General features: G+C 63.8%; 29 protein-coding genes and 1 riboswitch. Of the genes, 22 read left to right on the forward strand and 7 right to left on the reverse strand.

Translation table 11 applies throughout. The features are described from left to right. On the reverse strand, positions 1–410 hold a 410-nt coding region (locus tag RFM68_RS07900; protein WP_320232165.1), incomplete at its 3' end, for a helix-turn-helix domain-containing protein. 44 nt (positions 411–454) lie between these two features. On the opposite strand from RFM68_RS07900, the gene RFM68_RS07905 reads away from it, so the two are divergent. Further along, the gene (locus RFM68_RS07905; RefSeq protein ID WP_320232166.1) at positions 455–760 is read left to right on the forward strand and encodes a LexA family protein; all 306 of its coding nucleotides are present in this window, start codon (positions 455–457) and stop codon (positions 758–760) included. 205 nt (positions 761–965) lie between these two features. Beyond that, positions 966–1,949 carry a hypothetical protein gene (locus tag RFM68_RS07910; RefSeq protein ID WP_320232167.1) on the forward strand — a complete coding sequence of 328 codons (984 nt, stop codon included), beginning with the start codon at positions 966–968 and terminating at the stop codon, positions 1,947–1,949. A gap of 31 nt (positions 1,950–1,980) precedes the next feature. On the opposite strand, the gene bluB is transcribed toward RFM68_RS07910, so the two are convergent. Next, positions 1,981–2,712 (reverse strand): 5,6-dimethylbenzimidazole synthase, encoded by a 732-nt coding sequence (gene bluB, locus RFM68_RS07915; protein WP_320232168.1) that lies wholly within the window; start codon positions 2,710–2,712, stop codon positions 1,981–1,983. Between the two features lie 43 nt (positions 2,713–2,755). Then, a riboswitch (cobalamin riboswitch) is annotated at positions 2,756–2,932 on the reverse strand. Positions 2,933–3,048: 116 nt separating this feature from the next. Here bluB and RFM68_RS07920 point away from each other — a divergent pair. The 6 genes from RFM68_RS07920 (at position 3,049) to RFM68_RS07945 (ending at position 7,937) form a co-directional block, all read left to right on the forward strand. Next, positions 3,049–3,975, forward strand: coding sequence for a histone deacetylase family protein (locus RFM68_RS07920; protein WP_320232169.1), 927 nt, complete (start codon positions 3,049–3,051; stop codon positions 3,973–3,975). Between the two features lie 3 nt (positions 3,976–3,978). Continuing rightward, positions 3,979–4,230 carry an exodeoxyribonuclease VII small subunit gene (locus tag RFM68_RS07925; RefSeq protein WP_071035501.1) on the forward strand — a complete coding sequence of 84 codons (252 nt, stop codon included), beginning with the start codon at positions 3,979–3,981 and terminating at the stop codon, positions 4,228–4,230. A gap of 37 nt (positions 4,231–4,267) precedes the next feature. Next, a complete protein-coding gene (locus RFM68_RS07930; RefSeq protein WP_320232170.1) occupies positions 4,268–4,534 on the forward strand; it encodes a DUF2277 domain-containing protein in 267 nt (88 codons plus the stop codon). 9 nt (positions 4,535–4,543) lie between these two features. Further along, positions 4,544–5,464, forward strand: a complete 921-nt coding sequence (locus tag RFM68_RS07935; RefSeq protein ID WP_320232171.1) for a pirin family protein — start codon at positions 4,544–4,546, stop codon at positions 5,462–5,464. 64 nt (positions 5,465–5,528) lie between these two features. Continuing rightward, entirely contained in the window at positions 5,529–7,499 is a 1,971-nt protein-coding gene (gene dxs, locus RFM68_RS07940; RefSeq protein WP_320232172.1) for a 1-deoxy-D-xylulose-5-phosphate synthase, read from the forward strand. A 150-nt stretch (positions 7,500–7,649) separates the two neighbouring features. Then, positions 7,650–7,937, forward strand: a complete 288-nt coding sequence (locus RFM68_RS07945; RefSeq protein WP_320232173.1) for a hypothetical protein — start codon at positions 7,650–7,652, stop codon at positions 7,935–7,937. Here RFM68_RS07945 and RFM68_RS07950 read toward each other — a convergent pair. Then, entirely contained in the window at positions 7,934–8,335 is a 402-nt protein-coding gene (locus tag RFM68_RS07950; RefSeq protein ID WP_320232174.1) for a GFA family protein, read from the reverse strand. The two genes, RFM68_RS07945 and RFM68_RS07950, sit on opposite strands and share 4 nt — an antisense overlap. Positions 8,336–8,443: 108 nt before the next feature. On the opposite strand from RFM68_RS07950, the gene RFM68_RS07955 reads away from it, so the two are divergent. From RFM68_RS07955 to RFM68_RS07965, 3 genes are all read left to right on the forward strand, one after another. Beyond that, complete coding sequence (locus RFM68_RS07955) at positions 8,444–9,217, forward strand: TlyA family RNA methyltransferase (protein ID WP_320232175.1); 774 nt, start codon at positions 8,444–8,446, stop codon at positions 9,215–9,217. After that, complete coding sequence (locus RFM68_RS07960) at positions 9,214–10,458, forward strand: class I SAM-dependent RNA methyltransferase (protein ID WP_320232176.1); 1,245 nt, start codon at positions 9,214–9,216, stop codon at positions 10,456–10,458. Before RFM68_RS07955 ends, RFM68_RS07960 begins: the two co-directional genes overlap by 4 nt. 166 nt (positions 10,459–10,624) lie before the next feature. Then, a complete protein-coding gene (locus tag RFM68_RS07965; protein WP_320232177.1) occupies positions 10,625–13,102 on the forward strand; it encodes a caspase family protein in 2,478 nt (825 codons plus the stop codon). Between the two features lie 146 nt (positions 13,103–13,248). On the opposite strand, the gene RFM68_RS07970 is transcribed toward RFM68_RS07965, so the two are convergent. The 4 genes from RFM68_RS07970 to RFM68_RS07985 form a co-directional block, all read right to left on the reverse strand. Beyond that, positions 13,249–13,923 (reverse strand): transglutaminase-like cysteine peptidase, encoded by a 675-nt coding sequence (locus RFM68_RS07970; protein WP_320232178.1) that lies wholly within the window; start codon positions 13,921–13,923, stop codon positions 13,249–13,251. Between the two features lie 360 nt (positions 13,924–14,283). Beyond that, a complete protein-coding gene (gene tldD / locus RFM68_RS07975) occupies positions 14,284–15,696 on the reverse strand; it encodes a metalloprotease TldD (RefSeq protein ID WP_320232179.1) in 1,413 nt (470 codons plus the stop codon). Between the two features lie 124 nt (positions 15,697–15,820). Beyond that, positions 15,821–16,288, reverse strand: coding sequence for a YbjN domain-containing protein (locus tag RFM68_RS07980; protein WP_320232180.1), 468 nt, complete (start codon positions 16,286–16,288; stop codon positions 15,821–15,823). A gap of 77 nt (positions 16,289–16,365) precedes the next feature. After that, positions 16,366–16,905, reverse strand: coding sequence for an invasion associated locus B family protein (locus RFM68_RS07985; protein WP_320232181.1), 540 nt, complete (start codon positions 16,903–16,905; stop codon positions 16,366–16,368). Positions 16,906–17,232: 327 nt separating this feature from the next. Here RFM68_RS07985 and coxB point away from each other — a divergent pair, with 327 nt between their 5' ends. The 11 genes from coxB to rnhA all read left to right on the forward strand — a co-directional run bounded on the left by coxB (position 17,233) and on the right by rnhA (position 26,555). After that, a complete protein-coding gene (gene coxB, locus RFM68_RS07990) occupies positions 17,233–18,117 on the forward strand; it encodes a cytochrome c oxidase subunit II (protein WP_320232182.1) in 885 nt (294 codons plus the stop codon). Between the two features lie 38 nt (positions 18,118–18,155). After that, complete coding sequence (ctaD, locus tag RFM68_RS07995) at positions 18,156–19,808, forward strand: cytochrome c oxidase subunit I (protein WP_320232183.1); 1,653 nt, start codon at positions 18,156–18,158, stop codon at positions 19,806–19,808. Positions 19,809–19,883: 75 nt separating this feature from the next. Further along, positions 19,884–20,828 carry a heme o synthase gene (locus RFM68_RS08000; RefSeq protein WP_320232184.1) on the forward strand — a complete coding sequence of 315 codons (945 nt, stop codon included), beginning with the start codon at positions 19,884–19,886 and terminating at the stop codon, positions 20,826–20,828. Then, positions 20,825–21,007 carry a cytochrome c oxidase system small membrane protein gene (locus tag RFM68_RS08005; protein WP_320232185.1) on the forward strand — a complete coding sequence of 61 codons (183 nt, stop codon included), beginning with the start codon at positions 20,825–20,827 and terminating at the stop codon, positions 21,005–21,007. The genes RFM68_RS08000 and RFM68_RS08005 overlap by 4 nt, the downstream gene beginning before the upstream one ends. An 8-nt stretch (positions 21,008–21,015) precedes the next feature. Continuing rightward, a complete protein-coding gene (locus RFM68_RS08010) occupies positions 21,016–21,645 on the forward strand; it encodes a cytochrome c oxidase assembly protein (protein ID WP_320232186.1) in 630 nt (209 codons plus the stop codon). 1 nt (position 21,646) lies between these two features. Continuing rightward, on the forward strand, positions 21,647–22,528 hold the full coding sequence (locus tag RFM68_RS08015) for a cytochrome c oxidase subunit 3 (RefSeq protein WP_320232187.1): 882 nt from the start codon (positions 21,647–21,649) through the stop codon (positions 22,526–22,528). Between the two features lie 138 nt (positions 22,529–22,666). After that, positions 22,667–23,053 carry a DUF983 domain-containing protein gene (locus RFM68_RS08020; RefSeq protein WP_320232188.1) on the forward strand — a complete coding sequence of 129 codons (387 nt, stop codon included), beginning with the start codon at positions 22,667–22,669 and terminating at the stop codon, positions 23,051–23,053. After that, positions 23,050–23,805 (forward strand): SURF1 family protein, encoded by a 756-nt coding sequence (locus RFM68_RS08025; RefSeq protein WP_320232189.1) that lies wholly within the window; start codon positions 23,050–23,052, stop codon positions 23,803–23,805. Before RFM68_RS08020 ends, RFM68_RS08025 begins: the two co-directional genes overlap by 4 nt. Before the next feature lie 240 nt (positions 23,806–24,045). Next, on the forward strand, positions 24,046–25,050 hold the full coding sequence (gene ispH, locus RFM68_RS08030; protein ID WP_320232190.1) for a 4-hydroxy-3-methylbut-2-enyl diphosphate reductase: 1,005 nt from the start codon (positions 24,046–24,048) through the stop codon (positions 25,048–25,050). Between the two features lie 6 nt (positions 25,051–25,056). Beyond that, positions 25,057–26,019: a homoserine kinase gene (locus RFM68_RS08035; protein ID WP_320232191.1), complete on the forward strand. Its 963-nt coding sequence runs from the start codon at positions 25,057–25,059 to the stop codon at positions 26,017–26,019. Further along, the gene (rnhA, locus tag RFM68_RS08040) at positions 26,016–26,555 is read left to right on the forward strand and encodes a ribonuclease HI (RefSeq protein WP_320232192.1); all 540 of its coding nucleotides are present in this window, start codon (positions 26,016–26,018) and stop codon (positions 26,553–26,555) included. Before RFM68_RS08035 ends, rnhA begins: the two co-directional genes overlap by 4 nt. The last annotated feature ends 135 nt before the right edge of the window (positions 26,556–26,690 follow it).

Raw genomic sequence — 26,690 nt, forward strand, 5'->3', positions numbered from 1 at the left:
CGCCGACGCACCGTCTCGCGCGACAGCTGCTCATGCTCGGTCAGCTTGACGAACGCGTCGGCCAGCAGTTCCAACGTCCAGCGGCTGCGGCCCGGTGGCGGGCTGGAGCAGGCGGTGGCCACCAGCAAGGCCTCCTCCTTGCCGCTCAGCTTGCGCTCCGCCCCCGGGCGCGGCTCCTCGCTGAGCGCCGCTTCCAGGCCCATCTCCACGAAGCGGCGTTTGGTGCGGTAGACCGTGGAGCCGCCGACCACCACCGTCGCGGCAATCGCCTCGTCGCTCAGGCCTGTCTCGGCGGCCAGCAGGATCTGGGCACGCTTGAGCCTGCGCGCCGGATGCTTGCCGCTTCGCAGCATGCTCATGAGTTCGTCGCGTTCGGGTTGGTCGAGATCGACGCGGTAGCGTACATTCATCCGGATGGCCTCCTTCGGTGCGGAGGTTCCGGAAGAATCGGAAAATGAATCAATTACTTGACGCAAAGCCGCCAGATCGACCCCGCTTCACCGAAAAGCAGGGCCAGTATCTCGCCTTCATCTGGACCTACGGCCTGATCAACGCTCGCTCGCCGGCCGAACGCGATATGCAGCGCTTCTTCGCCGTCACCGCGCCTTCCGTCCATCAGATGGTGATCACCCTCGAGCGCGCTGGATGGATCCGCAGGCAGCCCGGCGTCGCGCGCAGCATTGAACTGCTCCTCGACCCCGACAGCCTGCCCAGGCTACAACCCATCGAAACCGTCAAATCCCCTGTGCACAGGTACTAGGTTGTGCACCGGTTTCAGACCGGCGCAACCCTGCCGCGATTGACAATAGCCGGGGCAAGCGCATCCTCCTGCGCCATTCTCTTACGGCGCCGCGCGTTCTTTGAACGCGCAAAGGACGCTGTAAAACTTTGATTCAGCGCATGATCTTTTCCGAAAATCGATTTCGATTTTCGGGGTCATGCGCGAGGGGCGGGAGAGTCGGGCCATGTGGGACTTCAGCATCGCCAGGTCGGTGTCCATCATGATGCGCACCTGGCCGTTCATCGTCTTTCGCATGATCGTCTATTTCGGCATCACGGTCGCCTACATCATGGCGACCGGCACGGGCGCCAGCGTCGGCTACGGCGCCGGTCACATCTCGACCGACCCCGACGGCCCGGTGTCCTTTGCGCTCTGGGGCGGCGTGGTCGGCTTCGGAGTCGTCTCGATCGCCGTCTACTGGATCCGCGAATACATCCTCTACGTACTGAAGGCCGGCCATATCGCCGTCATGGTGCATCTGATCGACGGCCACGACGTCCCCGACGGCCAGGGCCAGATCGCCTATGCGAAGGAAGTGGTCACCCAGCGTTTCGCCGAGGCCAATATCCTTTTCGTCGTCGACCAGCTGGTCAAGGGCGCCATACGCGCCATCACCGGCCTGATCGGCGGCATCGCCGCCTTCCTGCCCATTCCGGGCCTGAGCGGGCTGGTCAGCTTCATCAACACGGTGATCCGCCTGTCGCTGACCTATGTCGATGAGATCATCCTCGGCTACAACATCCGCATCAATTCGAACTCGCCTTTCGAAACCGCCCGGCAAGGCGTCGTGCTCTACGCGCAGAACGGCAAGCACATGGTCAAGAACGCCGTCTGGCTGGCGGTGATCATGTGGGGCGTGTCCTTCGTCATCTTCCTTTTGATGCTGGCTCCGGCGGCCGCCATCCTGTGGGTCATGCCGGGTCAGCTTGCCGGCTGGGCCTTCGTGCTGGCCATCGTCTTTGCCTGGGCCTTCAAAGCCGCCTTCATCGAGCCTTTTGCGATCGCCTCGCTGATGCAGGTCTATTTCGATGCGATCGAGGGCCAGGTGCCCAACCCCGAATGGGACCACCGGCTGGCCGAGGCCTCGTCCAAGTTCAGGGAACTGCGCGACAAGGCGCTAGGCTCCTTCGGCGGCGGCTCGCGCTGGGATACGCCCCGGGCCGCTTGATCGGCGGCCCCTGCGCACGAAGACCGACTGATCACGGCTTCTGCGCGCCGCCAAGCCTTGCGATCGCCGATTTGAGCGGTGCCTCGCCGGCGCCGCGGAAAGTCTCGCTCATCACCAGTTCGGGCAATGGCAGGCGCTTGCCCCAGCCATGCGCTTCGAGATCCGGCCTCGGCGCGAATGCCGAGACGCGGCCGACGCACAGATAGGCGATCGGCGTGACGTGCTCCGGGATCGAGAGAAGCTGCTTCAGCGCCTCCGTCTCGATGATGCTAACCCAGCCGACCCCGACCCCTTCGGCGCGCGCCGCCAGCCAGAAATTCTGTACCGCGCAGACGGTGCTGTAGAGGTCCATTTCCGGATTGTGCAAGCGCCCGAGCGGCGAGTCTTTCGAACGCTGCCGGTCGCAGGTGATGCAAAGATTGAGCGCGCTTTCGCAGATGCCTTCGAGCTTCAGCTTACGGTAGAGCGCCTGCCGTTCCGCCTCGATTGCGGGCAGTTCCTGCTCGCGCGCGGCGAGGAACAGATCGCGCACCTGCCGCCGCCTTGCCGCATCGCGGATGACGATGAAGTTCCACGGCTGCATAAAGCCGACCGATGGCGCGTGATGCGCCGCGGTGAGCAGCCGCGCCAGCACGGCATCGTCCAGATCGTCGGCCGTGAAGTGGCTGCGCACGTCACGCCTGGTGAACATCGCCCGGTAGACCGCGTCCCGCGCCAATTGGTCAAAGTCATCGCCGCTCGCGGCGATCGCTGCTGCCGTCATCGCTTTTCCCCTTGCGACAAGCAGTCGCCCGCCTGACCAAGCGGGTAACCATGTCTGCCAGGCCGGTCTTCTGGCTCGGGATCATCCCGCTCCGGCGCCTTCCCGTCATCGACAGTGGCTTTTGCCGGCGCGGTCCCCCTCACAGCGTTGGGCACGCCACGGAGTTCAACCGTGTTCCCGATTCTCCCGCGGCGCGGGCACCAGGCAGCGACCCGACCTTACCGCGAAGCTTGGGCCGCGCCAATGGCGCGAGCGACATGGCTTGGCGCAATTTTCCCCAGCCATTCGGCTTCTCAAACATGGTCATCCACGCCGCGGGTGCCTAGATTAGGCGCCATGGCCACCCGTCTCTACACGCACCCGATCTTTCTCGAACACATCACGCCGCCCGGCCACCCCGAGCGGCCCGACCGTCTGCGCGCCATCGAGCGCGTGCTGGACGACGAGGCTTTTTCGACGCTCGAACGTGTCAAGGCGCCCGAAGGCGACGAGGCCACTATCCTTTACGCTCACCCCGAGGACTTCGTCGAGCGTGTCCGCGCGGCGATCCCTCAGAGCGGCATCGTCTCGATCGATGCCGACACCAGCGCCAGCCCGAAGAGTTGGCAGGCCGTGGTGACGGCGATCGGCGGCGCCAACGCTGCCGTCGACGATGTCTTCGAAGGCCGTGCCGCCAACGTCTTCGTCGCCGCCCGCCCGCCCGGCCACCATGCCGAAAAGACCACGGCTATGGGTTTCTGCTTGTTCAACACGGCGGCGATCGCCGCCCGCTACGCGCAAAAGAAGCATCAGGCCGAGCGCGTCGCCATCGTCGACTGGGACGTCCATCACGGCAACGGCACGCAGGACATTTTCTGGGACGACCCGTCGGTGCTCTATTGCTCGACGCATCAGATGCCGCTTTATCCGGGCACTGGCGCGAAGACCGAAACCGGCGCCGGCAATATAGTCAATGCACCGCTTGCGCCGCAGACCGGCACCGATTTGTTCCGCGACGCGTTCCTGTCACGCGTGCTGCCCTCGATCGACGCGTTCGCGCCGGACCTGATCATTATTTCCGCCGGATTCGACGCGCACCACCGCGACCCGCTCGCCGAGATCAACCTGACCGAGGATGATTTCGACTGGGCGACCGGCCAGTTGATGGAACGCGCCGGCCGCCACAGCGGCAACAGGCTCGTCAGCCTGCTGGAAGGCGGCTACGATCTGCAGGGACTGGCATTTTCAGTCGCCGCCCATGTCGGGCGGCTGATGAAGGGATAGGGTATGGCAGTGGAAGGCAATGAGGACGTCAAGGCGATGAGCTTCGAACAGGCGCTCGATGCGCTGGAGAAGATCGTCGATGATCTGGAGCGCGGCGATGTCCCGCTCGACCAGTCGATCAGGATCTACGAGCGTGGCGAGGCACTGAAGGCCCATTGCGACCGGCTGCTGAAAGCGGCCGAGGACAAGGTCGAGAAGATCAGGCTGTCGCGCGACGGCAAGCCAGCGGGAACCGAGCCGCTCGACGCCGAGTGAGTGAAGCGGGTAGGGGGCAGACAAAGGAGTTCAAGCCATGTGCCGCAACATCAAGACTCTGGCCAATTTCGAGCCGCCGGCGACCAATGATGAAGTGCATGATGCCGCGCTTCAATTCGTGCGCAAGCTGAGCGGCTCGACCAAGCCTTCCAAGCGCAACGAGCATGCCTTCCACCACGCGGTCGAGGCGATCGCAGCTATCGCGCGCGAGCTCATCGATTCGCTCGAGACCGCGCAGGAGCCGCGCAATCGCGAGGAAGAAGCTGCCAAGGCGAAGGCCAGGTCGGCGCTCCGTTTCGCCTGAGGAACCGTCATGAGCTTCTTTCCGGGAAACGATCCTGAACCCGGCGATGCCTTTGCCTGCGATCAGATCGAGCTGATGGTCGTTCCGAACGCGAAGGATATTGGCGGCTTCGAGGTTCGGCGCGCCCTGCCGACGGCCAAGCGACGGCTGGTCGGGCCGTTCATCTTCTTCGACCGCATGGGCCCAGCCATTCTGCGCGCCGGCCATGCGCTCGACGTGCGCCCGCATCCGCATATCGGGCTGTCCACCGTCACCTACCTTTTCGATGGCAAGATCAGGCATCGCGACTCGCTCGGCACCGAAATGGTGATCGCGCCGGGCGACGTGAATTTGATGACCGCCGGGCGTGGCATCGTTCATTCCGAGCGCACGCCGCAGGAACTGCGCGGCGCACCGATGTCGGTTTCCGGCCTGCAGACCTGGCTGGCGCTGCCGGACGGCAAGGAGGAAATTGCCCCGGTGTTCGCGAACACTGCGGTGACGCGCCTGCCCGAGATCGATGCCGAGGGCGTGAGCGGCCGCATCGTCATCGGCGAGTTCTCGGGGCTGCGCTCGCCCGTCGCGACCGCTTCGGACACGCTTTATGCCGATCTCAGACTGGCGGCGGGCGCCAGCGTGAAAATTCCGGGCGATGCCGAGGAGCGCGCCGTCTACACGCTGGAAGGCGAAGTCTCGATCGCCGGCGATATGTTTCCGGCCGAGCGGCTTCTGGTGTTCAAGCCGGGCGAGGAAATCATCGTTTCCTCCGAGCGCGGCGCGCATTTCATGCTGTTCGGTGGCGCTTCGCTGGGCTCCAAGCGCTATATCTGGTGGAATTTCGTCTCGTCCTCGAAAGAGCGGATCGAACAGGCCAAGCAGGAATGGAAGACAGGCCGCTTCGATATCGTTCCTGGTGATGAGGAAGAGTTCATTCCGTTGCCGGAAGGCTAGGGCGGCACGGCTGCGTGTCACTGACGCGCATTTACATTCGCCCGCCGGCGGCCTATGCCCGCGCATGATTACGGCGCAATTTGCTGGTAGCGCCGAGTTCGATCAATTGAGGCAGGACGCGCCCCGAGTGAAGCCAGACACGCCGCTGCTCGACAAGGTCCGCATTCCAGCGGACCTGCGGACGCTTGATGACGTCGCGCTGCCTCAGCTTGCCGCGGAACTCCGCGCCGAGCTCATCGACGCCGTATCGCAGACCGGCGGCCATCTCGGCGCCGGCCTCGGCGTGGTCGAGTTGACGGTTGCCCTGCATTATGTCTTCAACACGCCGGCAGACCGGCTGATCTGGGACGTCGGCCACCAGGCTTATCCGCACAAGATCCTGACCGGTCGCCGCGACCGTATCCGCACCCTGCGCCAGGAAGGCGGCTTGTCCGGCTTCACCCGGAGGGCCGAGAGCGAATACGATCCGTTCGGCGCGGCGCACTCCTCGACATCGATTTCGGCGGGCCTCGGCATGGCGATGGCCCGCGAGCTTTCGGGCGCCCACAACAATGTCATTGCCGTCATCGGAGATGGCTCGATGTCGGCCGGCATGGCTTTCGAGGCGCTGAACAATGCCGGCGCGCTCGATGCCCGGCTGATCGTCATCCTCAACGACAACGACATGTCGATCGCGCCGCCGACCGGCGCCATGAGCGCCTATCTGGCCAGGCTCGCCTCCGGCAAGGCCTATCTGGGCCTGCGCGATTTCGGCAAGAAGCTGACATCCTATCTCGGCAAGCGCGCCGACCGTGCCATCACCCGCGCGGTCGAGCATGCGCGCGGCTATGTCACCGGCGGCACCTTGTTCGAGGAGCTCGGCTTCTATCATATCGGCCCCATCGACGGGCACAATCTCGAGCATCTCATCCCGGTGCTGAGGAATGTCCGCGACCATGGCGACGGCCCGGTGCTGATCCATGTCGTGACCCAGAAGGGCAAGGGCTATGCGCCGGCGGAAGCTGCGGCCGACAAATATCACGGCGTCAACAAATTCGATGTCATCACCGGCGCGCAGGCCAAGGCGCCGGCCAATGCGCCCGCCTACACCAAGGTCTTCGCCGAAAGCCTGATCCAGGAAGCGCGCGAAGACGATCGCATCGTCGCCATCACCGCCGCTATGCCGGGCGGCACCGGCCTCGACCTCTTCGGCGAGGTGTTTCCATCCCGCACCTTCGATGTCGGCATTGCCGAGCAGCATGCGGTGACTTTTGCCGCCGGCCTCGCCACCGAAGGCTACAAACCCTTCGCCGCCATCTATTCCACCTTCCTGCAGCGCGCCTACGACCAGGTCGTGCATGACGTCGCGATCCAGAAACTGCCGGTGCGCTTCCCGATCGACCGCGCCGGCTTCGTCGGCGCCGACGGCGCCACCCATTGCGGCGCTTTCGACACGACCTTCCTGGCCACGCTGCCGGGCTTCGTCGTCATGGCCGCAGCCGATGAGGCGGAGCTTCGCCACATGGTGCGCACTGCGGCGTCCTATGATGACGGGCCGATCGCCTTCCGCTATCCGCGCGGCAACGGCGTCGGCGTCGACATGCCGGAGCGTGGCTCGGTGCTCGAAATCGGCAAGGGCCGCATCGTGAAGGAAGGTACAAAGGTCGCGCTGCTTTCCTTCGGCACACGGCTGCAGGATTGCCTTTTGGCCGCCGAGGAACTCGGCGCGGCGGGCCTGTCCATCACCGTAGCCGACGCCCGCTTCGCCAAGCCGCTGGACGAAGATCTCATCCGGCGCCTCGCCCGTTCGCATGAAGTGCTGGTGACCGTGGAGGAGGGCGCCATCGGCGGCTTCGCCAGCCAGGTCCTGCATTTCCTTGCCCATGAAGGCCTCTTGGAAAGCGGCCTCAAGGCGCGCCCGCTGGTGCTGCCGGACGTGTTCAGCGACCACTCCAAGCCCGAAAAAATGTATGCCGACGCCGGCCTGGATTCGGCCGGTATCGTGCGTACGGTCTTCGCCGCGCTCGGCCGCGGCGTGCAGGCGCAGCGCGCCTGAATCAAAGTCTCGGCTTTTTAAATTGGTTTGCCGGCTTTTTATGGCAACCATTTGTTAACGCTTCCGTTTGGCGGTTCGCTTACCCTGTCTCTTGGCCGATTTTCAACGGCGCCCTGCTAAAACTTCGAGCCAGGCAGGGAGATAGCAAAAATGAAGACGCTTCTGTGCGGCATGGCCCTTTTGGCAGCGATGGCGGCGCCGGCGACAGCCGAGACGCGCTACGACCGCAACCTTGAAAAGGCGGTGCTGGATATCGTCGCCGGCAAGATGGGCAACATCCGCGGCGCCTTCTCGTACAAGCAGGTTCCTCAATTCGTCGTGCTGCCGGAAGCAGCGCCCGCCGCGCCGGCGCCGGTCGAGGCGCCGCGCAAGGAAGCTTCCAGCAACGACGGCCTGATGCCGGCCGTCGAGCGCCAGGTTTCGCGGACCGTTTTTTAAAACCACATATCGCGCACGCAACGGCCGTCGCGCGGCAGGTCGTCATAGGTATCGAGGCCGTCGAAGTGGTCGATCGGCAGGTCGGCGACGTCCTCCGGCGGCGCCAGCCGGACATTGACCGCGATGCGCGTGCGGCCGCTCTTGCCGGAACGCAGGCCGCGCCAGGCGACCACGCAGGCGCAGGTCGGACAGAACAGGATCTCCAGCGAGGGTTCGGCCACCTCGGCGCGCGTGTAGGACTTCAGCGGTCCGGCGACGCGAATGCGCTCGTCGACATAGTCATAGGCCCAGAGCGTGCCGTAGCGGCGGCAAAGCGTGCAATTGCAGGCGGTGATCCCACCGGGGTCGCCTTCCAGCGTCCAGTGGGCCGCGCCGCAATGACAGGTACCCTTCAGCATTGCCACCTCCACTTACTGATGAATGGCCTGTTCCTGTCGGCATTCTGCAGCCTGTTGCCCTGTATTCAACCCATTGCGTTCGCGCCCGGCTTTCGCCAATGAAGGCCGATGAATTCCGCTTTGCCAGCCAGCCAGCGCCAGCGGCTCGACGAATTGCTCGTCGGGCGCGGTCTGTTTGCCAGCCGCTCGCGCGCCCGCGATGCGATCGAGCGCGGCACGGTAACTGTCGACGGCATCGTTGCCCGCAAGCCTGGCCAGCCCGTCGCGTCGGGATGTCTGGTCGCAATCGACGACCCGGCACGGTCCTATGTGTCGCGCGCGGCATTGAAGCTGATCGCCGGCCTCGACCGTTTCGGCCTGGACCCTTCCGGAAGCGAAGGGCTCGACATCGGCGCCTCAACCGGCGGCTTCACCCAGGTGCTGCTGGAGCGAGGCGCGGCACATGTCACGGCGATCGATGTCGGCCATGGTCAGATGCACCCAGACATTGCCGGCGCCCCGCGCGTGACGGCGATTGAAGGGCTGAACGCCCGCGATTTGACGGCAGCCGATCTCGGCGGCCGCGTTCCCGGCTTCCTGGTATGCGACGTCAGTTTCATCTCACTGAAGCTGGCGCTGCCGCCGGCGCTGGACTTGGCGGACGAGGGCGCCAGGGCAATTCTTCTGGTCAAGCCGCAATTCGAGGCCGGCCGCGAGGCCATTGGCAAGGGCGGCCTGCTCAAGGATCCAGGCGATGCCGAGCGCATTGCCGGCAACTTGCGCGATTGGCTCGCGGGCATTCCCGGCTGGCGGGTGCTCGGGCTTCACCCGTCGCCGATCGAAGGCGGCGACGGCAACCGCGAGTTCCTGCTCGCAGCCATAAAGGACGCAGTGTCGCGATGAGCACACGCTTCACGATCGCCAGGTTGGGTTCGCAGGGCGATGGCATCGCCAATGCCGAGGGCGGGGACGTCTTCATCCCGTTCACGCTGCCGGGCGAGACGATCACCGCCGCGCGCCAGAAGGACCGCGCCACGCTGATGTCGGTGCTGGAAGCCTCGTCGCTCAGGATCGAACCGGCCTGCCGCCATTTCACCGAATGCGGTGGCTGCGCGCTCCAGCATTACGAGGCCGAAGCCTACCAGCAATGGAAGCGCGAGAAGGTCGTGCAGGCGCTGAAGGCCAAGGGCATCGGCGGCGAAATCGCTGCGCTGATGCCTTGCGCGCCGCACACGCGCCGCCGCGTCACCTTCAGCGCCAGGCGCACCGAGGCCGGCGGCATGCTGCTCGGCTTCGTGCGCGCGCTCTCCTCCGAGATCATCCCGATCGAGGAATGCCCGATCTCGCTGCCGGCAATTGTCTCGGCGCTCGATAAATTGCGCGCCCTGACCGGATTGGTCTGCGCGACGCCGAAGGCGTTTCATATGACGGTGACCGTCACCGCTTCCGGCTTCGACATTGCCGTTCAGGATGCCGGCAAGCTCGGCGACAATCAGCGACGCATCGCCTCCAATTTCGTCATGGCCGAGGGACTGGCGAGGCTTTCCGTCGACGGCGAGATCATTGTCGAGCCGAAGAAACCGGTGGTGCAGTTCGGCTCGGTCGCGGTCGCCGTGCCGCCCGGCGCCTTCCTGCAGGCGACGGAAGCCGCCGAGCAGACGATGGCGAGCCTCGTCGGCCAGCATCTGTCGCGCGCCAAGAAGGTCGCGGACCTGTTTGCCGGTTGCGGCAGCTTCGCGCTGCGGCTTGGCGCGAAATCCGAGGTCCATGCCGTCGAAGGCGATGCGCCCGCGCTTGCCGCGCTCGACCACGCCTTCCGCTTTGCCAGCGGCCTGAAGCGGGTGACCAGCGAGCGCCGCGATCTGTTCCGCCGGCCGCTGACCTTCAAGGAGTTGAACGCCTTCGACGGCCTGGTCTTCGATCCGCCGCGCGCCGGCGCCGAGGACCAGTCGAAGCAGATCGCCCGCTCCGACGTGTCGCTGGTCGCCGCCGTCTCCTGCAATCCGGTGACGCTGGCGCGGGATTTGCGCATCCTTCTCGACGGCGGTTATCAACTGAAGAGCGTTATGCCGATCGACCAGTTCCTGTGGTCGCCGCATGTCGAGGCAGTCGCGCTGCTGGAGAAACCGAAGCGGCGGCGGTAGTTCACGATCGCCGGTCGCAAGAAATTCTCTGAAGTCTCTGTTCTTTGGACGAAATCGCGCCCTAAAGCCGCCTCTTTGCGGGCTCCTAATTTCGCATCTTCGGGAAACATTTCGGCATATTCGGCGTTACTAATGTACCGACGGCGATAACGGACAGCGGATTGCAATGCGGACGCTTCAGAAATTCATCGGCCTCATCGTCGTTTTTATCTTTTTCGCGGTCTGCTCCGCGACCGGGGCGCTTGCGCAAGGTGAAAAGCGCTTGGCGTTCGTCATCGGCAATGGCGCGTATCAGTCCGGCGAGCTTGCGACCGCCGCCAATGATGCGGGCCTGATCGCGCAGACCTTGCAGGCGGCCGGGTTCGATGTGGTCGGGGCGCGCGATGTCGATCAGGAATCGCTGCGCGGCGCTTTGCGCGATTTCCTCGGCAAGGTCTCCGCCGCCGGTCCCGACGCGGTTGTCTTCGTTTATCTCGCCGGCCACGGCGTGCAGTTCGAAGGCGAGAATTACTTCTTGCCGGTCGATGCCCAGATCGCCAGTCCGGCCGACGTGCCGCTTCAGGCGATGCGGCTCTCCGATGTCACCAAGTCGCTGGCCGGATTGCCGACGAAGGTCAACATCGTCGTGCTGGATGCGGCGCGGCCGAATGCCGTCCCGAAGATGAGCCAGCCTCTGGCCGGCGGTTTGGCGCTGGTCGATCCCGACCCGAATATGCTGATTGCCTTCAACGCCGCTCCCGGAACGGTCGCGCCCGAAGGCAAGGGCCCCTACGGCGCCTATGCCCAGGCGCTCGCCGAGATGATACGCGAAGGCGGATTGTCGCTTGACGACGTGTTCGACCGCACACGACTGCGTGTCAACGAGGTGACGCAAGGTGCGGAAGTGCCGTGGAATGCCTCGAAAATCACCAAGCCTTTCGTCTTCTTCGACCGTGCCGCGGACGCGCCCGCTCCCAAGGTTTCGGAGGCCGAATCCCGGTCCAATCGAACCAGGGCGATCCGCGATTTCAACGCTCATGACGCCTATGTCGCGGCTCTCGACCGCGACACGATGCGCGGCTACGAGGATTTCCTCGTCGCTTATCCACACGATCCGATGGCCAAGCGCGTGCGCGCCATCATCGCTGCGCGGCGCGAGGCGATCACCTGGCGCGAGACCTGGCTGCAGGACACACCGGATGCCTATTGGTCCTACCTGGAGCGCTATCCGCATGGCCCGCATGCCTGGGACGCGCGCCGTCGCCTCGAGCATTTCGATGCTGCCCTGGAGCCGCCGGAGGATTTTACCGTCTATGAATATGACGTGCCGCCGCCGCCGGAGGAGGAAATCGTCTACGTCGACAGGCCGGTGCTGTATTTCGACGATCCCGATTTCGACTTCGAGCCGCCACCGCCGATAGCGGTGATCTTCCTGCCGCCGCCGCCGCCGGATTTCGTGGTGCTGGTGGCGCCGCCGCCGCCGGTCGACGTCTTCGTCCTGCCGACGCCGGTGTTCGTGCCGATACCCGCGTTCATCAACCCGCCGCGTCACATCGTGCGGCCGCCGAACGACATCATCTTCAACAACATCCACAACACGACCGTCATCAACAACATCAACACGACGATCAAAAACGAGACCACCAATCACAATGCTCAAGGTGGCCTCACTACAGGCCAGAAGACGACCGGAGGCGCCGTTGGTGCCGGCTCGGCTGCACTGGCGGCCAGGGTCGCGCTGCCGCCGCTGCTGAAGAAGAGGGCGGCCATGTCCGGTCAGGCCCCATCCAATCAGCAACAGGGCGGCTTGCCGCCGAAGCCTGGCCAGCGTGTGATACAGGGCCAGCAGCCTGGTGCCGCGACTCCGCTGTCGAAGAACCTGCCGACCGGTAAGCTTGGAACCGACCACACGCTGCCCGGAGCCAACGGTGAAAAGCTGCCGCTCGTCAACGGCAAGCCGGCGCTGAACGGCGAGAATTTGCCGAGCAACAAGTCCAGGAAGCAGCTTGGCAGGCAAGGCATCGTAGGCGGGAACCAGGAGGCGACGGGAAATGCCGGTGCTGCTGTTACCGGAGAGCAAGGCACGGCTCAGCAGAAGGGCAGGAAGTTGCGCAAGCTGCCGACCGTCAACGGTGCGCCGGCCGAAAACCGGCCGGGCGTGCAGGAGCGGCTCAGGAAGAACAATCCGGAGGTGTTCTCCAACCAGGGTCAGGGCCCGGCCGGCGCAAACGACAAGAGCAGGAAGGTCCGCAGACTGCCGACCGTCAACGGTGAGCCAACCGACAACGGACCGGGCGTGCAGAAACGGTTCAGGAGGAACAATCCGACCGTGTTCTCCGACCAGAATCAGGGCTCGGCCAGCAGGAACGACAGGGGCAGGACGTTGCGCCGGCTGCAGAACAGCGAAGGGGGGGCCGCCGGCCCCGAAGTTAACGTCCAGCGCAACCTCAAGATCAGGCCGAACGAGAATGCGCCGCGTCAGTTGAGACAGGAAAGGCCGAACGAGCAGGTGCTCCGGCCGCAGAGATCGGAGCCGAAGCCGGAATTCCGCGCGCAGCCGAGACCGCAGCCGCAAGAGCGGCGTCTCCCGCAGGAGCAGCCGCCGCAGCAGCTCAAGAAGAAGCCGTCTTGCGGACAGCAGGGCGAACCGGCCTGCAACCAGTAGGCTGTCGCCGCCGGGCGTCAGCTTCCCCGTAGGGCGCACATCCCTGCCTATGACCTTGCGAGAGAGGGGATCGCTGACTTGTGGCGCGTCAGCCCGTCAAAGGCGGATCGCTCCGGCCGCTCAGCCCACGAGCTTGGCGGCATGCGTCAGGTTTTTGGCGTACCGCCGCGCTGGTTGATCGAAACCCAGGTGTTCGGGTTCTGCTGCGACTGCCGTTTCAGGAAATAATAGCCGGTGGCATTCCAGGGTCTGATCCCGTCGACCAGATTGTCCAGGACGAGATCGCCCTTATCGGTCTTCACCGTCAGGATTGTGTGGCCCTCATTGCTGAGATCGCGCACCACCGTCATCAGCAGCGCCTGCCGGGGGAAGCCTGCTTCCAGGAGGAGCTTGCGCTTGTAGAGCGCGTAGATCTTGCAGTCGCCCTTGCCGTCCACCGGATAGTCCCAGTGGTCCATCATCGTGCCCCAGTGGTCGTAGTTGCTGACGGGCTTGATGGAGCGGTTTGCCTTCTGGTTGATCCGCTTGAGCGTGCGCAGGTTCTGCGCGGTCAGCTTGACGCTCGTGGCCGGCAGAGCAGGCACTTTGCATTCTTTCGGCCGGCGATGACAGAAATCGATCCAGCCATAGGGGACGCTCGTGCGTGCCCCGACCGCGGCTGAGTTTGCACCGGCAGCAGGTTGCGTCGATGGTCGCTTGAACCATGTCGACTGCGCGGCCGCCGGGCTGATACAGAGCGACGAAACACCAACCAACGAAACAAGGCCAAAGAGGAAGGAAGAGGTCAGGACGTGAGGGGATCGCTTCACTGCCAACACCACCGCAACGAGGAGACTGGCGACAAGCTAATGCGCAAACGCCAGCCCTGCCAATTAAACAATTAATAATATCCTAACACGATTGTGTTTCGCATAAGGCAGAGGTTGCCGCGCCGCAGTTGGCATCAATCACGAGCATTGCGCTGCTGCGCTTCGGCGCGTACGCCCAGGTCCATATCCTCCAATGTTTTTGGCCTGCCAGCACGCTGCAGGACTCCAAATACGTCCTGCGGCCGCGTCGGAGCAAAGGCCGGCACCGGCTTCAGATGGACCTCCTCTGGCGCGTTCTCGGATTTGGACACGATGGCTGCACGCTCGGAAAATATCGTCTTGGCAGGCTTGATACCAGAACGCCCCGACGCCTCAAACCCTGGTGCCGCCCACCGTCATCTGGTTCATCCTCAGATGCGGTTGGCCGACGCCGACCGGCACGCCCTGTCCGGCCTTGCCGCACATGCCGATGCCGGTGTCGAGCTTCATGTCGTTGCCGATCATGCTGACGCGATGCATGGCGTCCGGGCCGTTGCCGATCAGCATCGCGCCCTTGACCGGCTGCGTCACCTTGCCGTTCTCGATCATGTAGGCCTCGGTGCAGCCGAACACGAACTTGCCCGAGGTGATGTCGACCTGGCCGCCGCCGAAGGAAACGGCGTAGATGCCGTTCTTGACCGAGGCGATGATCTCTTCAGGGTTCATGTCGCCCGCGGTCATGTAGGTGTTGGTCATGCGCGGCATCGGCTGGTGCGCATAGCCCTCGCGCCGGCCGTTGCCGGTCGCCTTCATCCCCATCAGCCGGGCGTTCTGGCGGTCCTGCATATAGCCGACCAGTCTGCCGTCCTCGATCAAGACGTTCCGCGCCGAGGGCGTGCCTTCATCGTCGACGGTGAGCGAGCCGCGCCGCTCGGGGATCGTGCCGTCATCGACCACTGTGACGCCTTTCGCCGCCACCTGGCTGCCCATCAGGCCGGCGAAGGCCGATGTCTTCTTGCGATTGAAGTCGCCTTCGAGCCCATGGCCGACCGCCTCGTGCAGCATCACGCCCGGCCAGCCGCTGGACAGCACGATGTCGAACGTGCCGGCGGGCGCGGGGATGGCTTCGAGATTGACCAGCGCCTGCCGCAGCGCCTCAGCCGCGGCGTGCTTCCAGCTTTCCTCGCCGACGAACTCGCCAAAGCTCTTGCGGCCGCCCATGCCGTAGGAGCCGCTCTCCTGCCGGTCGCCGCTGCCGACCACGACCGAGACGTTGATCCGGACCAGCGGGCGGACGTCGCGCACGATCTGGCCATCGCCGCGCACGATCTCGACATGTTGCCAGGAAGCAGCGAGCGAAGCGGTTACCTGGCGCACGCGCGGATCCTTTGCCCGCAGCCAGCCGTCGATCTCCTGCAACAGCTTGGCCTTGGCTTCGAAGGACGGCGAGGGGATCGGGTTTTCGTCTCCATAGAGGTGGCGGTTGGTGCGGGCGGGCGCTCCGGTGAGCTGGCCGGAATAGCCGCCCTTGACCGCCGAGACGGCATCGGCGGCGCGCAGCAGCGAGGCTTCGGAAAGATCGCTGGAATGCGCATAGCCGCTTGCCTCGCCGGCGACGGCCCGCAAGCCAAACCCCTGGTCGGTGTTGAAATTGGCCGTCTTCAGCCGGCCATTGTCGAACATCAGCGCTTCGCTCTCGCTGTATTCGAGGAACAGTTCGCCGTCATCGGCGCCCTTGATGGTCTCAGTGACGATCTCTTTGACGCGATCGTCGGAAATGTCGAATTGGCCGATCAGGCTGTTCATGGCAGGTCCATTCGTGAAACAAATCGTTCCAACCGATGTAGGCGCGAAGCCGCCGTCAGACAATCGCCAACAGGATCAAGCTGGCGCCAACACGATCAAGCTGGCGATTGCGGCGCTGCCGCCATCACCTGCCGTTGAGAAAATCCTTGATGTTGTTGGACATCGAGTCCCAGTTGGAGAACTGCTCCTCGAGATTGGCCCTGGTGATGCCGCCGGCGAAGCTGACATCCATCTTGAAATTCGAGCCGTCGCCGGAATAGGCCTTCACCCAGCGGTACTTCCTGTTCCAGGTATTGGCCTGCTCGGCGGTGAGCGGGTCGGTGTAGCCGGTCGAGAATTGCAGCGACTTGCAGTTCTCGTGGTCTTCGCAGCCATAGAAATAGATTGCGTATCTGACGCCGTCGATCCGCCCGGAAATCATCGGATCGCCATTGTCGTCCTTGTCCATCTTGGCCGAGCCGAAGCCCCTGGCGATATCGAGGGTCGCCGTGGGGTCAGGCTTCTGGAGGATTTCGGCATCCTCGGCCCGAGCGGCCGAAACCGCGCCGGCCAGCGCCAGGCCGGTGATGAAAACGGGTAGCGACGCACGCATTGAACCTCCTGACGGCCAGCGCGCATTCGCCACCGGACCTCAGCGTCGGGAACGGCGGCGGCGCATGGGCAAGAAGATCAAGGTAGGGCGGCGAAGCCTTCCGCAAAGCCCTTGAGATCGACGGGAATGCCGATGCCTTCTTCCGGCGTCTGGAAGACGATGAAAGTGGCCGAAGTGCCGCTCTTCAGCGTGTCGAGCAGCGGCTTTTCGAGGATCACCTCGGCATAGCATCCGTCCTGGAAGCAGCGCACGAAATAGGCTCGGCCGATATCCTTGCCGTCGACATTGAGGCCGAGGCCGTTGGGCAAGAGCACGCCGAGCGGCGCCAGCACGCGCAGGATCTCGGCCTTGTTGTCGGCGGTGCGCAGCACCACGACCGAAAGCCCCATTTCAGGACGATCCTCGGCGACGACGTTCTGCATCATCACGCACTGTTCGGAGGTAGCACCCGCCGGCGTATCGCAGATGATCGACCACGCGCCATGCGTCGACTTGACCGTGCCGCTGGGCGGAGCGGCATTGTTCGGCGAGGCGGCGGCGCCCACGGCTATGCCGACACCGAGCAAGGCGACGGCAAGGACGACCTTCGCCAGGGTTCTCGAAAGCCAGGAAGTCATGACGGCTCCATTGCGAATCACGGCACTTTAAGCCGCCACAAGGCCAAGTAAAGGACGGGACCGTCGCCGGCCCGCCCCGATACCGGCAATTGCGCGCTTTTCCAGAGCAAATTCGCCCGAATTGCGACCGTTGCGCATATAGCATGGCGAGCGCCGAACACGGCCTTCGGCTTGCGCGCAAAAATGCCGCACGGTTTCCTCCGCTCCTTTCTTGCGGAGGGAAATAGAGTATGGTTTGAACCACCCTAGGGACAGACCGGGATTCCCAATCCCGGTATCGTTCGTTATTGGTGCGACCGGATCGCGGGAAGTGGAGACGAGAGGGCGATGAGGAAATTCCTGGCAAGCGCTGAATTCTTGGCAGGTGCGGCAGCTTCGGCCGTGCTCTTCTCCAGTGCGGCCGCCCGTGCCGACCAGCCGCGGGAATGGGAGATGAGCTTCCAGGCGCCGGCGACCGACATGATGCGGCAGATCGAGCGGTTCGGTAACTACACCATGTGGTTCATCGTCCCGATCACCATCCTCGTGCTGGTGCTTCTGCTGGCCTGCATCGTTAAGTTCCGCGCCAGCGTCAACCCCGTGCCGTCCAAGACCAGCCACAACACGCTGATCGAAGTGATCTGGACCGTCGGGCCGGTGATCGTGCTCTTGCTCATCGCCATTCCCTCCTTCCGGCTGCTCACCGCGCAGTACACGCCGCCGGAAGAAGCCAAGCTCACGGTCAAGGCGACCGGCAACCAGTGGAACTGGGACTACGAATACCAGGTCGACAAGGCCCTCACCTTCAACTCGGCGATCCTTCAGGACGGTGACCGCGGCGCGGCCGGCAAGGAAGATCGCAAGCTCTATCCGCGCCTGCTCGCCGTCGACAACGAGCTCGTCGTGCCTGTCAACACCATGACCCGCGTGCTGGTCACGGCCGCCGACGTCATCCACTCCTTCGCCATGCCGTCCTTCGGCATCAAGGTGGATGCTGTTCCCGGCCGCACCAACGAGACCTGGTTCAAAGCCGAGAAGGAAGGCCTCTATTACGGCCAGTGCTCGCAGCTCTGCGGCAAGGATCACGCCTTCATGCCGATCGCGATCCGCGTTGTCTCCGACGCGCAGTTCAAGACCTGGCTGGAGGCCGCCAGGACCAGCCTGCCCGGCGCCAACAAGGCGCTGATGGCCGAGGTCGACGGCACGAACAAGGTGGCGGCCGCCGGCAATTGATGCCGCGGGTTAGCAAGATTTAGGGAACGGAGCGGAACATGGCAGAGGCTGCAGCTCACGACGACCACCACCACAAGCCCTATCATGGCTGGGTCCGGTGGGTGTATTCCACCAACCACAAGGACATCGGCACGCTCTACCTGATCTTCGCGATCTGCGCGGGCATCATTGGCGGCGCGCTCTCGGTCGTCATCCGCATGGAGCTGCAGGAACCTGGCATCCAGATCTTCACCGGTCTGGCGCAGATGGTCTACGGCATGAATGGCGATGCCGCCATCGACGGTGGCAAGAGCATGTACAACGCCTTCGGCACCGCGCATGCGCTGATCATGATCTTCTTCATGGTCATGCCGGCCCTCATCGGCGGCTTCGCCAACTGGATGGTGCCGATCATGATCGGCGCCCCGGACATGGCGTTCCCGCGCATGAACAACATCTCCTTCTGGCTGCTGCCGCCGGCCTTCATCCTGCTGCTTGCCTCGATGTTCATGCCGAGCGCGCCCGGCGCCTTCGGCGCAGGCGGCGGCTGGACGCTCTATCCGCCGCTCTCGACATCGGGCCAGCCAGGTCCCGCCATGGACCTGGCGATTCTCTCGATCCACATCGCCGGCGCCTCGTCGATCCTCGGCGCCATCAACTTCATCACCACAATCTTCAACATGCGCGCCCCCGGCATGACGCTGCACAAGATGCCGCTGTTTGCCTGGTCGGTGCTGATCACCGCCTTCCTGCTGCTGCTCTCGTTGCCGGTTCTGGCTGGCGCCATCACCATGCTGTTGACCGACCGCAATTTCGGCACCGCTTTCTTCGTGCCGGATCAGGGCGGTGATCCGATCCTCTTCCAGCATCTGTTCTGGTTCTTTGGCCACCCCGAGGTGTACATCCTTATCCTGCCGGGCTTCGGCATCATCAGCCACATCGTCTCGACCTTCTCGAAGAAGCCAGTGTTCGGCTATCTCGGCATGGCCTACGCCATGGTCGCGATCGGCGCTGTCGGCTTCATCGTCTGGGCCCACCACATGTACACGACCGGCCTGTCGCTCGACACGCAGCGCTATTTCGTGTTCGCCACCATGGTCATCGCGGTGCCGACCGGCGTGAAGGTCTTCTCCTGGATCGCCACCATGTGGGGCGGCTCGATCTCCTTCAAGCCGCCGATGCTGTGGGCGCTGGGCTTCATCTTCCTGTTCACGATCGGTGGCGTCACCGGCGTCCAGCTCGCCAATGCCGGCCTCGACCGCTCGCTGCACGACACCTATTTCGTCATCGCCCACTTCCACTACGTGCTATCGCTGGGCGCCGTGTTCGCCATCTTCGCCGGCTGGTACTACTGGTTCCCGAAGATGACCGGGTACATGTATTCGCCCGTCATCGCCAACACCCACTTCTGGGTCACCTTCGTCGGCGTCAACCTGATCTTCTTCCCGCAGCACTTCCTCGGTCTCGCCGGCATGCCGCGCCGCACCATCGACTATCCAGATGCGTTCGCCGGCTGGAACATGATCTCGTCCTACGGTTCCTACATCTCGGCCGTCGGGGTTGCGATCTTCCTCTACGGCGTGTTCGAGGCCTTCCAGAAGAAGCGGGTGGCCGGCGCCAACCCATGGGGCGAGGGTGCCACGACACTCGAATGGCAGCTGCCTTCGCCGCCGCCCTTCCACCAGTGGGAACAGCTGCCGAGGATCAAGTAGGCGGTATCGCGACAATACGAGGCCGCCGGCTTGCCCGGCGGTCTTGGCCAACGGAATGATGGACTTTAAGTACGCATGGCCCTTGCCGAAGACAGATTGATGGAGGAAGCGGGTTTTCGCATGTCGGAAGCGACCGCGGGCGATTTCTTCGCCCTGTTGAAGCCGCGCGTCATGTCGCTGGTGGTCTTCACAGCCTTTGTCGGCCTTGTCGCCGCACCCGTCGCCATCAATCCTCTCCTGGCGATGATCGCCATCCTTTCGATCGCCATCGGCGCCGGCGCCTCGGGCGCGCTCAACATGTGGTATGACGCCGACATCGACGCGGTGATGACCAGGACCGCCAGTCGCCCGGTACCGGCCGGCCGCGTCACGCCAGGCGAGGCACTGAGCTTCGGCCTCGTGCTCTCGGTGCTGTCGGTGATGACGCTGGGCGTGCTGATCAACTGGCTGTCGGCGGCGCTTCTTGCCTTCACCATCTTCTTCTACGCCGTCATATACACGATGTGGCTGAAGCGCTGGACGCCGCAGAACATCGTTATCGGCGGTGCCGCCGGCGCCATCCCGCCTGTGATCGGCTGGGCGGCGGTGACCGGGTCGGTCAGCCTCGAAAGCCTGATCCTGTTCCTGATCATCTTCCTGTGGACGCCGCCGCATTTCTGGGCGCTGGCGCTGTTCAAGTCCGATGACTACGCCCGTGCCGGGATTCCGATGATGCCGAACGTCGCCGGCCAAGCCTCGACCCGCCGGCAGATCTTTGCCTACGCGCTGATCCTGGCGCCGGTCGGCGTTCTGCCTTGGGCGCTCGGTTACACCACGGCCGGCTATGGCGTGGTTTCCGCCGTGCTCGGCGCTGGTTTCGTCTGGTATGCCTGGAAGGTGCTGGGCATGGCCGATGACGACCGCGCGATGAAGCCGGCCAAGGCGCTGTTCGGCTATTCGCTGCTCTATCTCTTCGCCATCTTCGCTGTCTATCTCGTCGACTGCGTGATCGGACGCGCCTTCATGATGGGGGGTGCATGATCGTGGCCGACAAGAAGCTCGAACTGGTCACGCTGACCGAGAGCCAGCGCAAGGCGCGCCGCAATCGCTCGATCGCCATCGGCGTGGCGCTGGCGGCGCTTGTCATCATCTTCTACATCGCCACCATCGTGCGCTTCGGCCACCATGGTTCGAGCCTGACCGGCTCGGGTTTGATGTGAGGCGGGCGATGAGCGGCGACGGCAGCAAACCCCGCAAGGTGAACAACGGCATCGTGGCGGCTGTCTGCATTGCCTTCTTCAGCGGCATGGTCGGCATGGCCTACGCGGCGGTGCCGCTCTACAAGATGTTCTGCCAGGTCACCGGGTATGGCGGCACGACGCAGCGCGCCGAGAAACAGTATGCCGGCCGCGTGCTGGACCGCGAGATCACCGTCCGCTTCGACGCCAACACCAACGGCATTCCATGGCGGTTCGAGCCCGTCGCCCGCTCGGTGACGATGAAAATCGGCGAGACGACGCAGGCGCATTACAGCGCCACCAATAAGTTCGAACAGCCCATCACCGGCCGCGCCTCGTTCAACGTGCAGCCGGAAATGGCGGGTGCCTATTTCAACAAGGTGGAGTGCTTCTGCTTCACCGACACGACGCTGAAGCCCGGCGAGACGCTGGACATGCCGGTTGTGTTCTATGTCGATCCGGACATCGTCAACGTGCCGGAACTCAAGGATTTGAAGACAATCACCTTGTCCTACACGATGTTTCCGGTCGAAAAGAAACAGCCGGTCGCCTCGTCCACGCCGGCCGCCGGCGGCAGCACCAACAAAGTTCCAGATTCCGACGCAAGCCTCGGGGGTTGATATGGCAGACGCGCACGCAAAACCACAACACGACTACCATCTCGTCAACCCGAGTCCCTGGCCTTTCCTGGGTTCGATCGGCGCGCTGATTACCGCCATCGGCGGCGTCTGCCTGATGCAGTACCTGAAGGCCGGCAACTTCCCGGTCTTCGGCCACAACATCGCCAATCCGTGGCTGTTCTTCATCGGCCTGATCATCGTGCTCTACACGATGTTCGCCTGGTGGTCGGACACCATCAAGGAAGCGCATGAGGGCCACCACACGCGCGTCGTGTCGCTGCACCTGCGTTACGGCATGATCATGTTCATCGCCTCCGAGGTGATGTTCTTCGTCGCTTGGTTCTGGGCCTTCTTCGACGCCAGCCTGTTCCCGGGCGAGGCAAACCAATATGCCCGCACCGCTTTCACCGGCGGCGTCTGGCCGCCGAAGGGCCTCGAGGTCCTCGACCCCTTCCACCTGCCGCTCTACAACACCATCATCCTGCTTTTATCGGGCACGACGGTGACCTGGGCGCACCACGCGCTGCTGCACGGCGACCGCAAGGGCCTGATCAACGGCCTTGTGCTGACCGTCGCCCTCGGCATGCTGTTCACTATGGTGCAGGCCTACGAATACATGCACGCTCCGTTCGCGTTCAAGGATTCGATCTATGGCGCCACCTTCTTCATGGCGACCGGCTTTCACGGCTTCCACGTCATCATCGGCACGATCTTTCTTCTGGTCTGCCTGGTGCGCGCGATGCGCGGTGAGTTCACCCCGAAGCAGCATTTCGGCTTCGAGGCGGCTGCCTGGTACTGGCACTTCGTCGACGTGGTCTGGCTCTTCCTGTTCAGCGCGATCTACGTCTGGGCTTCGAACGGCGCGCTGATCGAAGGCCACTGAGCAGGTCAATTCCAGGAAAGCGCGTAGCGGTTTTCCGCCAGCAATTGCGTCGGACGAATAAAGGTTTCCGGAATTTCGAAGGCGGCTGCGGCGACGTGGCCGCCTTATCTTTTGTTCAGAATGCTTTAGGATGCCTGCATGAGCGAAGACAAGGCGATCTGGCCACCCATCGATCCCATCTCGGCCGGCCTTCACGGCAGCTGTCCGCGCTGCGGCGAGGGCAAGCTGTTCTCGGGTTTCCTCACCGTCGGCAAGCGCTGCTACAATTGCGGGCTCGACTATTCCTTTGCCGATGCCGGTGACGGGCCGGCGGTGTTCGTCATCCTGATCGTCGGCTTCGTCGTCGTTGGCCTTGCATTGTGGATGGAGGTTACGTTCAGCCCGCCGCTCTGGCTGCACTTTATGTTGTGGATACCGCTGGCGCTGGTGCTCTGCCTGACGGCGCTGCGCCTGATCAAGGGCGTGCTGATCACCTTGCAGTACTCGAGGAAAGCCGCTGAGGGCAGGCTGGATTCCAACCAATGAACGAGGCGCCCGGTTTGGTTGCCGGCCGTTCGCGGCCGCGCTCGGCGCTGCTGCTCGGCCTCGGCCTTGTCCTGTTCGTCATCCTGATCGGGCTCGGCACCTGGCAGGTCCAGCGCCTGCACTGGAAGGAAGATCTGCTCGCGACCATCGACAAGCGCACCCATTCCGCACCGCTGGCTCTAGCCGACGTCGAGAAGGAATTCGCCGCTTCCCATGATGTCGATTACACGCCGGTGACGGTGACAGGCACTTTCCTGCACCGGGGCGAGCGGCATTTCTTTTCCACCTGGCAAGGCGACAGCGGGTTCAACGTCTATGCGCCCCTGCGACTCGAGGACGGCCGCTTCGTGCTCGTCAACCGCGGCTTCGTTCCCTACGACCTCAAGGATCCGGCCAGGCGCCAGCAGGGCGAGGTTGCCGGCAAGGTGACGGTGACCGGGCTCGCCCGCAATCCGCTGCCCGCAAAGCCTTCGATGATGCTTCCCGACAACGATGTCGCCAAGAATATCTTCTTCTGGAAGGACCGCGACGTCATGGCCGCCAGCGCCGGACTGCCGGCGGGAGCGGCGCTGGTGCCGTTCTTCATCGATGCCGACAAGGCACCGAATCCCGGCGGCCTGCCGGTCGGCGGCGTCACCATCATCGATCTGCCGAACAGTCACCTGCAATATGCCGTCACCTGGTACGGGCTGGCCGCGGCTCTCGCCGCCGTGCTGATCCTCAGGTTGCGCCGCCCGGCGAAGGCAGCGTGAAGCCGGCCGCTCTTGACAGGGCAGGGGTACGCACCTCATTTCGCCTAATGCATGTCGCCCAAAAGTGCGCAGCGGTTTTGGGATAACGACATGCATCAAACAAGACTTAAAGCGCGTCGCCTGAATCCGTTTCATCGCGACGCGCTTTAGATCAAAGAGATAGAGCATGATGTCGTCCGAAAACCGCTTCACACTTTTCGGCATCATGCTCTTGAATCCGACTGAACCGGCACCGCATTCATGATTGAGAAAAAGCCACCGCTGACGATCAGGCTCTGCCAGCCGCGCGGCTTCTGCGCCGGCGTCGACCGTGCCATCCAGATCGTTGTGCTGGCGCTGAAGAAATACGGCGCGCCGGTCTATGTCCGCCACGAGATCGTGCACAACCGTTATGTCGTCGAGGGGCTGCAGAGCCTCGGCGCCATGTTCATCGAGGAACTGTCCGAGATTCCGCCGGAGCATCGTCAGTCGCCCGTGGTCTTTTCCGCGCATGGCGTTCCGAAGTCGGTGCCGGCGGATGCTCAGGCGCGCAATCTCTTCTATCTCGACGCCACGTGCCCGCTGGTCTCCAAAGTGCACAAGCAGGCGATGCGCCACCAGCGGCTCGGCCGCCATGTGCTGTTGATCGGCCATGCCGGGCACCCGGAAGTGATCGGCACGATGGGCCAATTGCCGGAAGGCGCCGTGACCTTGATCGAGACCGAGGCCGACGCGGCGTGCTTCAAGCCGGTCGACGCTTCGGCGCTGGGTTTCGTGACCCAGACGACATTGTCGGTCGAGGACACCGCCGGCATCATCCGGGCGCTCGACGAGCGGTTCCCGGAACTGCATGCGCCGGCCGCCGAATCGATCTGCTACGCCACCACCAACCGCCAGGAAGCGGTGAAGGAGACGGCGGTCGGCGCCGATCTTTTCCTCGTTGTCGGCGCTCCCAATTCGTCCAACTCGCGCCGTCTTGTCGAAGTAGCGGAGCGCGCCGGTGCCGCGATGTCGCTTCTCGTGCAGCGCGCCGCAGAAATTCCGTGGGATGAGATCGCCGGGATTTCGACGCTCGGCCTGTCGGCCGGCGCCTCGGCGCCGGAGATCATCGTCGATGAGATCATCGACGGGTTCCGGCAGCGCTTCGACGTCACCATCGATCTGGCCATCACGGCCACGGAAACGGAGGATTTTCCGGTGATGCGGGTGCTGCGCGATGTCGAACTGACGGCGGCCGACATGGCCTTCGTCAATGGAGCGGCGTGAAGCCAGATGGCCGTCTACACCGATGTTACCGAGGGTGAGCTCGGCGCGTTCCTGAAAGCCTATCCGGTCGGCGAGCTGCTGTCCTACAAGGGCATCGCCGAAGGCACCGAGAACTCCAATTTCCTCGTCCACGCTTCGACCGGTTCCTACATCCTGACGCTCTATGAGAAGCGCGTCGACAAGGCCGACCTGCCGTTCTTTCTCGGCCTGATGGGGCATCTCGCCCGCAAAGGCATTTCCTGCCCGCTGCCGGTCACTGCGCATGACGGTACCGTCATCGGCACGCTCGCCGGCCGGCCCGCCGTCATCATCACCTTCCTCGAGGGCCTGTCGCTCAGGCGGCCGACGGCCGCGCATTGCGCAGAAGTCGGCAAGGCGCTCGCCAGCCTCCATCTCGCCGGCCAGGATTTTCAGATGAGAAGGCCGAACGCGCTGTCCATCGACGGCTGGCGCAAGCTATGGGACGCCTCCCGCGATCGTGCCGACGAGGTCGAGCCGGGTTTGGCGGCCGAGGTCGATGCCGATTTCCGCGATCTCGAGCGCAACTGGCCGGCCGACCTGCCGCGGGGCATCATCCACGCCGATCTCTTCCCGGACAATGTCTTCTTCCTCGGTGAGAAATTGTCGGGGCTGATCGATTTCTATTTCGCCTGTGACGACCTCTACGCCTATGATGTCGCCACTTGCCTCAACGCCTGGTGCTTCGAGAAGGACTTTTCCTTCAACTTGACCAAGGGCGCGGCGCTGCTCGCCGGCTACCAGTCGGTGCGGCCGCTCACGGGCAACGAGAAGGCGGCGCTGCCGATGCTGGCACGCGGCTCGGCGCTGCGCTTCATGCTGACAAGGCTTTATGACTGGCTGACTGTTCCCGACGGCGGGCTGGTGATGAAGCGCGATCCGACCGAATATATCCGCCGCATGCGCTTCCATCGCGCGATCAGATCGCCATCCGAATACGGGCTGACATGACCAAGCAGGTTGAAATCTTCACCGACGGCGCCTGCTCGGGCAATCCCGGGCCGGGCGGCTGGGGCGCCATCCTGCGTTTCAACGGCAAGACCAAGGAACTGTCGGGCGGCGAGGCCGAGACCACCAACAACCGCATGGAGCTGCTGGCGGCCATCTCGGCGCTGAACGCGTTGAAAGAGCCTTGCGCGGTCGAATTGCACACCGACAGCAAATACGTCATGGACGGCATTTCCAAATGGATCCACGGCTGGAAGAAGAACGGCTGGAAGACCGCCGACAAGAAGCCGGTGAAGAATGGCGAATTGTGGCAGGCGCTGGATGAGGCCAACCGGCGTCACAAGGTGACCTGGAACTGGGTCAAGGGCCATGCCGGCCATCTTGAGAACGAACGCGCCGATGAACTCGCGCGCGAAGGGATGGCACCATTCAAGAAGGGCACGGCGGTGTCAGCTGCGCCGAAGCCCGCAGCAGCGCCGAAGCCGGAAGGCGCTCCGCCCAGGAAGCCTGCGCCTCGCCGCTCGACGCAGAGCTACTGACATGCGCGTACCGACGCCAAGTTGGTTAGGTAAGCGCGAACTAGATCAAGAAGGCGTGCACCCGCTGCAGCGACTCTGGGATGAAGGTAAGGCTAGCGGGAAACCAGAGTCTTTGGATTTTCACGTCCTGCGAAG

The sequence above is a fragment of the Mesorhizobium montanum genome (genome assembly GCF_033977145.1).
GTDB classification, from domain to species: domain Bacteria; phylum Pseudomonadota; class Alphaproteobacteria; order Rhizobiales; family Rhizobiaceae; genus Mesorhizobium; species Mesorhizobium montanum.

Bases quoted from the DNA above. Each gene is read 5' to 3' on its own strand.
- RFM68_RS07905 (WP_320232166.1), top strand. From the start codon at position 455: ATGAATCAATTACTTGACGCAAAGCCGCCAGATCGACCCCGCTTCACC.
- RFM68_RS07910 (WP_320232167.1), top strand. From the start codon at position 966: ATGTGGGACTTCAGCATCGCCAGGTCGGTGTCCATCATGATGCGCACC.
- bluB (WP_320232168.1), bottom strand. From the start codon at position 2,712: ATGACGGCAGCAGCGATCGCCGCGAGCGGCGATGACTTTGACCAATTG.
- RFM68_RS07920 (WP_320232169.1), top strand. From the start codon at position 3,049: ATGGCCACCCGTCTCTACACGCACCCGATCTTTCTCGAACACATCACG.
- RFM68_RS07925 (WP_071035501.1), top strand. From the start codon at position 3,979: ATGGCAGTGGAAGGCAATGAGGACGTCAAGGCGATGAGCTTCGAACAG.
- RFM68_RS07930 (WP_320232170.1), top strand. From the start codon at position 4,268: ATGTGCCGCAACATCAAGACTCTGGCCAATTTCGAGCCGCCGGCGACC.
- RFM68_RS07935 (WP_320232171.1), top strand. From the start codon at position 4,544: ATGAGCTTCTTTCCGGGAAACGATCCTGAACCCGGCGATGCCTTTGCC.
- dxs (WP_320232172.1), top strand. From the start codon at position 5,529: ATGATTACGGCGCAATTTGCTGGTAGCGCCGAGTTCGATCAATTGAGG.
- RFM68_RS07945 (WP_320232173.1), top strand. From the start codon at position 7,650: ATGAAGACGCTTCTGTGCGGCATGGCCCTTTTGGCAGCGATGGCGGCG.
- RFM68_RS07950 (WP_320232174.1), bottom strand. From the start codon at position 8,335: ATGCTGAAGGGTACCTGTCATTGCGGCGCGGCCCACTGGACGCTGGAA.
- RFM68_RS07955 (WP_320232175.1), top strand. From the start codon at position 8,444: ATGAATTCCGCTTTGCCAGCCAGCCAGCGCCAGCGGCTCGACGAATTG.
- RFM68_RS07960 (WP_320232176.1), top strand. From the start codon at position 9,214: ATGAGCACACGCTTCACGATCGCCAGGTTGGGTTCGCAGGGCGATGGC.
- RFM68_RS07965 (WP_320232177.1), top strand. From the start codon at position 10,625: ATGCGGACGCTTCAGAAATTCATCGGCCTCATCGTCGTTTTTATCTTT.
- tldD (WP_320232179.1), bottom strand. From the start codon at position 15,696: ATGAACAGCCTGATCGGCCAATTCGACATTTCCGACGATCGCGTCAAA.
- RFM68_RS07980 (WP_320232180.1), bottom strand. From the start codon at position 16,288: ATGCGTGCGTCGCTACCCGTTTTCATCACCGGCCTGGCGCTGGCCGGC.
- RFM68_RS07985 (WP_320232181.1), bottom strand. From the start codon at position 16,905: ATGACTTCCTGGCTTTCGAGAACCCTGGCGAAGGTCGTCCTTGCCGTC.
- coxB (WP_320232182.1), top strand. From the start codon at position 17,233: ATGAGGAAATTCCTGGCAAGCGCTGAATTCTTGGCAGGTGCGGCAGCT.
- ctaD (WP_320232183.1), top strand. From the start codon at position 18,156: ATGGCAGAGGCTGCAGCTCACGACGACCACCACCACAAGCCCTATCAT.
- RFM68_RS08000 (WP_320232184.1), top strand. From the start codon at position 19,884: ATGGCCCTTGCCGAAGACAGATTGATGGAGGAAGCGGGTTTTCGCATG.
- RFM68_RS08005 (WP_320232185.1), top strand. From the start codon at position 20,825: ATGATCGTGGCCGACAAGAAGCTCGAACTGGTCACGCTGACCGAGAGC.
- RFM68_RS08010 (WP_320232186.1), top strand. From the start codon at position 21,016: ATGAGCGGCGACGGCAGCAAACCCCGCAAGGTGAACAACGGCATCGTG.
- RFM68_RS08015 (WP_320232187.1), top strand. From the start codon at position 21,647: ATGGCAGACGCGCACGCAAAACCACAACACGACTACCATCTCGTCAAC.
- RFM68_RS08020 (WP_320232188.1), top strand. From the start codon at position 22,667: ATGAGCGAAGACAAGGCGATCTGGCCACCCATCGATCCCATCTCGGCC.
- RFM68_RS08025 (WP_320232189.1), top strand. From the start codon at position 23,050: ATGAACGAGGCGCCCGGTTTGGTTGCCGGCCGTTCGCGGCCGCGCTCG.
- ispH (WP_320232190.1), top strand. From the start codon at position 24,046: ATGATTGAGAAAAAGCCACCGCTGACGATCAGGCTCTGCCAGCCGCGC.
- RFM68_RS08035 (WP_320232191.1), top strand. From the start codon at position 25,057: ATGGCCGTCTACACCGATGTTACCGAGGGTGAGCTCGGCGCGTTCCTG.
- rnhA (WP_320232192.1), top strand. From the start codon at position 26,016: ATGACCAAGCAGGTTGAAATCTTCACCGACGGCGCCTGCTCGGGCAAT.